Below are 5,816 nucleotides of genomic sequence, written 5' to 3'. Positions count from 1 at the left end.
GAACAGGCCCTGATTGCCGAATAGGTAGACCAGCGCAATACCCGGCAGCAGCGACGGCGCAAACAGCGGCAACATCGCCAGCGTGCGCATCGTGCCCCGCAACGGCATGCGCGTGCGCTGTACCGCGTAGGCCAGCGCAAACGCCAGCGGTACGACGATGGCCGCGACCGCGCCCGACACCGCCAGCGTGCGCTCAACCATGTCGAGGAAATTCGGCGCCCCCACCACGTGGGCAACCAGCGCCAGGCCGTGCTCGTCTGTGCTGCGCGCGCCGGCGACCAGGCCCGTGGCCTGCAGCAGCATCATCGCCGTGGGCAGCAACAAGCCGAGGGTCAACAACAGCAGCCAACCGAGCTTCATGCCGGTCAGCAGCGGCGCATCGGTGCGCCAGAACGGCGTGCGCGTGACTTGAGGGGGCGGTGTGGCCGTGACCACATTGGTCTCGGGCGGGAGCATCGACATGGCCACCTCAGGCATACACGCGTAGGCCATCGCGCTCCAGCGCGATCCACAGCTTGCTGTCGGCAAGCTGGGGGCGCAACGCATTGGATGCCACTTCGGCCACCAGCGGCGCATTGGCCAGACCGTCGATCGACAGCGTCACGCGCGTGCGGCTGCCCAGGTAAATCTGGTCGACCACGCGGGCGAGATGGCGGTTGGGAGCGTCATCGTCCGGATGCAGCGTCACGGCTTCCGGGCGGCAGAACAACCGGCCCTGGGCTGCGGTGCCATCCACAAAGGCGGGGTCGAGCAACAGCGGTTGGCCGGCCAGCGTGGGCGTGCCATCTTCCGCGCGCTCCAGCGGCAGCCAGTTGGCTTGCCCGACAAATCCGGCGACGAAAGCCGTGGCCGGGCGCGAATAGATCTCCGGCGGCGAGCCCGTCTGTTCGATGCGGCCGTTGGACATGACCGCAATGCGATCGGCCATCGCCATGGCCTCGTCCTGGTCGTGCGTGACCATCAGCGTGGTGACGTTCAGCTTGCGCTGCAGGCGGCGCAGCTCCACGCGCAGGTGTTCACGCACCTGGGCGTCCAGCGCCGACATCGGTTCATCTAACAGCAGCAGCGACGGCGCGGGCGCCAGCGCGCGGGCCAGCGCCACACGCTGCTGCTGGCCGCCGGACAACTGCGACGGGTATTTCGCCTCGCTGCCGGCCAGGCCCACCAGCGCGAGCATCTCCGACACCCGTTCGTGCATCCGGGCCCGGTTGCCGTTGCGCGTGTCGAGCCCGTAGGCAACATTCTGCGCAACCGTCAGGTTGGGAAACAGCGCGTAAGACTGGAAGACGATGCCGTAGTCGCGCTCGCGCGGCGCGAGGTTGGAGATATCGCGGCCGCCAGCGACGATCTGGCCGCCGTTCTGCGCTTCCAGCCCGGCGATGATGCGCAGCAGGGTCGTCTTGCCGCAGCCCGAGGGCCCAAGCAGGCAGACGAATTCACCCTGCGCCACGTCCAGCGAGACACCGTCGAGCGCGGTGAATGTGGCAGCCCCGGTGCCAAAGCGGCGCGTAACTTGCCGCACAGACAAAAACGGCGTGGCGAAACCCGGCGTCGGGTCAATTGCAGGCTGGGGCATCGGCGGAGGCGGTAGCGAAAACGCTCGCCACTGTAGCCAGCCGACATGTACCGCATGTGGCAGTTACCGCAAAAACGCCAATGTGCGCATTTCCGGATTTGGGTTGCGCGAACTACGCCACCGGGCGCACTTCCCCCAGGAAGGCGGCAATGAGCCGCGCCTCGCGGCGGTCCTGCAGGCAATAGAGGTATTCGCTCAGTTCCGGTGCGCCGCCCTCAAACGGCAGCACGCGCAAGTCCGGGTGGCTGGGCACTTCCTGGCGGGCAATCACGCTCACGCCCAGGTTGCGCATGATGGCCTCGCGGATGGATTCACGGCTGCCGATTTCCACGGTGGACGCCGCTGTCACACCCGCCTGCGCCATCATCGTTTCCGTCATGGCGCGGGTGGTGGAGCCCACCTCGCGCACCAGCAGCCGGCATTGCGACAGCGCTGACACCGGCACCGTCGATTGCGCGGCCAGCGGGTGGCTGCGATGCACCACCAGCACCAGCGGATCACGCGCCAACTCAATCCGCAGAAACCGCGCGTCGTCCACCCGCTGTGACGACGAGGCCACGTCCACCCGGTATTCCTGGAGCGCGTTGAGCATCTGCACGGAGTTGCCCGCCTCGATGCTCACGTCGATACCGGGGTGGCTTTTGCAGAAGCGGTCAACGATGTCGAGCACGTAATACGGCGCGGTGGCGCCAATGCGCAGGTGGCCCGCGCCCATGTCGCCGGAATTGCGCAGGAAGAAGTCGATCTCGGTTTCCTGACGCACGAGCTGGTCGACCAGCGGCATCAGCCGCACGCCTGCATCCGACAGCGCCAGCCGGCGCCCGCCACGGTAGAACAGCTCCACGCCGTAAGCCTCTTCCAGGGCGCGGATCTGCGAAGTCACGGTGGGCTGAGACAAACCGAGCTGCTTGGCGGCCAACGTGATACTGCCCAGGCGGGCGACCATAAAGAAGGATTTGAGCTGCGCGACGAGCATTGGCGGGTGGCGAATGGAGCACCGGAACGGTGCCATGAGCGCAATGTGCGCAAACGCGGCCCATTCTAGCGGAGCGCTCCGCCCTCACCTTCCATGTGCGCGGGCCGGCTCTCGTCCGTTTTCCGCATCTACATCCTGCCGCTACGACTTTTTCAACCTTTTCGCCAACGCAAATGCTGCGCACCCCCACATCGGGGGGAATTGGGCCCCGCCAGCCCTTTATTTCCACGGATCGAATCCATCACCCCACCGCGAGAATCCGTTCGCGCGCCACAGTCACGAGCCGACCGCGCGCGGGTTTCGGTTTTGCGGATTTGGAGAGAAGTGGATGGAACGCATCAGCAGCAACGTGCGCGGCAAGCGCTCGTGTAAGAAGCAGTGGACCGTCGCAATGATGGTGGCAGCAGCAGGCACGCTGGCAGCCTGTGGTGGTGGCGGTGGCAGCAGCAGTTCGGGGGCGACGCCCGCCGCTACGCAAAGCACGGCGTCCAACATCACCCTGGCGCCGGCATGCAGCGGCAGTGGTTGCGGTGCACTGGGCAATACCTACGCCGGCTCCGGCGTGGGCGTGTGGCAGGCAACGAATACGGGTGGCACAGCCGGCACGGTGAATGTGTCGATCGCCGGGCTCACCGGCCAGAACATCACGCTGGTCTACACCAACCAGGGGGCGACCGCACAGCCGATGCCGTCGGTGTCCCTCTCCCTCCTGTCGAACAACACCAGCGCATCAGTGGCCAAGCCGGGCGCGGATGTCGCGGGCGACGACGGCGATGCCGCGTTTGATCGCCAGCTGTCCGATTTCAATGCGCACGCACTGGACGGTTATGCCACGGGCGCCGCGCCAGGCACCCGCGCGCTAAAAACGCAGGGTACGTCCAACGACACGGTCCTGCGTCCGCAATCGGTGCCCAGTGTCGGCGCACAGCGCACATGGAACCACCAGCAGCCGGACGGCACCGCCGTCGTCATCTCGGCAACGCTGCGCCAGCAGGCCACCGCCACGGATGGCCGCATCGTCAACCTGTGGGTGCAAAACACGGAATACGGCAGCAGCAAGATTTCCGACGGCATCATCAACACGCTGGTGAGCAAATTCGCGTCGGGCGGCCAATCGGTGTACTCGCTGGCAACCTCGCTGGTGGGCCAACCATGGGGCAGCTACTCCAGCTCCGCCAGCCTGATCGATCCGAACCAGGCGCTCGATATCGTCGTGCTCAACATCCAACCCGACGGTCAGGCCTATGGCCGCGTGGGCTATTTCTGGGCGCGCAACAACTTCACGACCAGCGCGCAGCCGCTGTCGAACCAGTCGCTGTCGTTGTACGTGGATTCGGAAACCATCTACCTGGGCGGTACGTCGGGCCTGAACACTGTGGTCTCCACGCTCGGCCACGAATTCACGCACATGGCCAACTTCTACCAGCGCGGCGTGCTGCACGGCTCGCAATACATGTATGGCACGTGGCTGGAAGAAATGACGGCCATGACGATGGAAGACGTGCTCTCCAGCCAGATCGACCCGAGCTTCAACAACGTGCGCGACAGCCGCTTCCCGGCCTGGCTCCAAAGCGCCTATGACTGCTCGCTGACGGCGTTCGACCCATCGCTCAGCTCGTCGTGCCCGGGGTATCCGATCTCGGGCAGTCTGGGCGGCTTCCTGCTGCGCCAGTACGGCATTACGTATTACACGAACCTGCTGCAGAATTTCTCGTCCACCGACTCGGCCACGTTGCTGAGCAACGCCATCCAGGCCGCCGGCGGCACGGGCCTCGGCGATGCCGTGGGCCGCTGGGGCACGGCTGCAGCGCTGTTGCCGGTGCCAGGCAGCCCGGCGGGTTTTGCGTATCCGGCGCGCTCGGACAGCGGCTTCTCGATTCTCGCCATCAACGGCCAGAACTACAGCGGCCAGCGTACGATGCCGAGTTCCGTGCCGGCCACGCTGCAAGGCTTCGGCCAGTTCCCGGTCGCGCGCGGCTTCAAGGTCGGCACGTATGCCGAAACGATTACGGTGCCAGCCAATTCCACCGTGTCGATCATCGCTAACTGAGCCCCGCTCACGAAGCATCAAAAAAAAAGCGCCGCAGGTATTTCACCTGCGGCGCTTTGCTTTGTCACTACGGCGAGGCCAACTCGCCATAGCCCGACAGCCCGTTTACATCTGCACGGTATCGGCCACTTCCTTGAAGTCTTCGATCTGGTCGAAGTTCATGTACTGGTAGATCTTGTCGCCATTGGCGGTGAGCACGCCCATGTCGGCCATGTACTCTTCCTTAGTCGGGATCTTGCCCAGACGCGAGCAGATTGCCGCCAGCTCCGCCGAACCCAGATACACATTCGTGTTCTTGCCCAGACGGTTCGGGAAGTTGCGGGTCGACGTCGACATGACCGTTGCGCCTTCGCGCACCTGGGCCTGGTTACCCATGCACAGCGAGCAGCCCGGCATTTCGGTACGCGCACCGGCCGTACCAAACACGCCGTAGTGGCCTTCCTCGGTCAGCTGCTTCTGGTCCATCTTGGTCGGCGGCGCGACCCACAGCTTGACCGGGATGTCGCGCTTGCCTTCGAGCAGCTTCGACGCCGCACGGAAGTGGCCGATGTTGGTCATGCACGAGCCGATGAACACTTCGTCGATCTTGGCGCCGGCCACGTCGGACAGCGTCTTCACGTCGTCCGGGTCGTTCGGGCAGGCCACGATCGGCTCGTGGATGTCGGCGAGGTCGATCTCGATGACGGCCGCGTATTCGGCGTCGGCATCCGGCTGCAGCAATTGCGGATCAGCGAGCCACGCTTCCATCGCCTTGATACGGCGCTGCAGGCTGCGTGCATCTTGGTAGCCCTGCGCGATCATCCACTTGAGCAGCGTGATGTTGCTGTTCAGGTATTCGATGATCGGTTCCTTGTTCAGGTGCACCGTGCAACCGGCAGCCGAACGCTCGGCGGACGCATCCGACAGCTCGAACGCTTGCTCGACCTTCAGATCAGGCAGGCCTTCGATTTCGAGAATGCGGCCCGAGAAGATGTTCTTCTTGCCTTGCTTGGCGACCGTCAGCATGTCTTGCTTGATCGCGTACAGCGGAATCGCGTTGACGAGGTCACGCAGCGTGACGCCGGGCTGCATCTTGCCCTTGAAGCGGACCAGCACCGATTCCGGCATGTCCAGCGGCATCCTTGAGCTCCACGCGGCCGATGACGGTCGCTTCGGGTGCCACATAGGCGTTTGCGTCAATGGTCGGGGCAACGTCGCCGAGTTGGTAGAGGGCC

General features: G+C 64.9%; 4 protein-coding genes and 1 pseudogene. 1 reads left to right on the top strand and 4 read right to left on the bottom strand.

The window, feature by feature from the left end:
• The 3 genes and pseudogenes from AB0305_RS22375 to AB0305_RS22365 all read right to left on the bottom strand — a co-directional run.
• A pseudogene (locus AB0305_RS22375) lies at positions 1-462 on the bottom strand (hypothetical protein); the annotation flags it as partial.
• A gap of 7 nt (positions 463-469) precedes the next feature.
• Positions 470-1,576 carry a putative 2-aminoethylphosphonate ABC transporter ATP-binding protein gene (locus AB0305_RS22370; protein ID WP_366174087.1) on the bottom strand — a complete coding sequence of 369 codons (1,107 nt, stop codon included), beginning with the start codon at positions 1,574-1,576 and terminating at the stop codon, positions 470-472.
• Between the two features lie 112 nt (positions 1,577-1,688).
• Complete coding sequence (locus AB0305_RS22365; RefSeq protein ID WP_366174085.1) at positions 1,689-2,552, bottom strand: LysR family transcriptional regulator; 864 nt, start codon at positions 2,550-2,552, stop codon at positions 1,689-1,691.
• 328 nt (positions 2,553-2,880) lie between these two features.
• Between AB0305_RS22365 and AB0305_RS22360 the strand changes: the two genes are divergently transcribed.
• A complete protein-coding gene (locus tag AB0305_RS22360) occupies positions 2,881-4,602 on the top strand; it encodes a hypothetical protein (protein ID WP_366174083.1) in 1,722 nt (573 codons plus the stop codon).
• 105 nt (positions 4,603-4,707) lie between these two features.
• Here the strand turns inward: AB0305_RS22360 and AB0305_RS22355 are convergent, their stop codons facing one another.
• Positions 4,708-5,721, bottom strand: a complete 1,014-nt coding sequence (locus AB0305_RS22355; protein WP_366174081.1) for an aconitase family protein — start codon at positions 5,719-5,721, stop codon at positions 4,708-4,710.
• Positions 5,722-5,816 lie beyond the last annotated feature (95 nt).

This window comes from Arthrobacter sp. NPDC080086, assembly GCF_040702285.1.
Note: the sequence above shows the minus strand (reverse complement) of the source record. Positions and strands in the feature narration are given on the sequence as shown.

Excerpts from the sequence above, each read along its gene's own strand:
- AB0305_RS22365 (WP_366174085.1), bottom strand. The coding sequence starts at position 2,552 with ATGCTCGTCGCGCAGCTCAAATCCTTCTTTATGGTCGCCCGCCTGGGC.
- AB0305_RS22355 (WP_366174081.1), bottom strand. The coding sequence starts at position 5,721 with ATGCCGCTGGACATGCCGGAATCGGTGCTGGTCCGCTTCAAGGGCAAG.
- AB0305_RS22360 (WP_366174083.1), top strand. The coding sequence starts at position 2,881 with ATGGAACGCATCAGCAGCAACGTGCGCGGCAAGCGCTCGTGTAAGAAG.
- AB0305_RS22370 (WP_366174087.1), bottom strand. The coding sequence starts at position 1,576 with ATGCCCCAGCCTGCAATTGACCCGACGCCGGGTTTCGCCACGCCGTTT.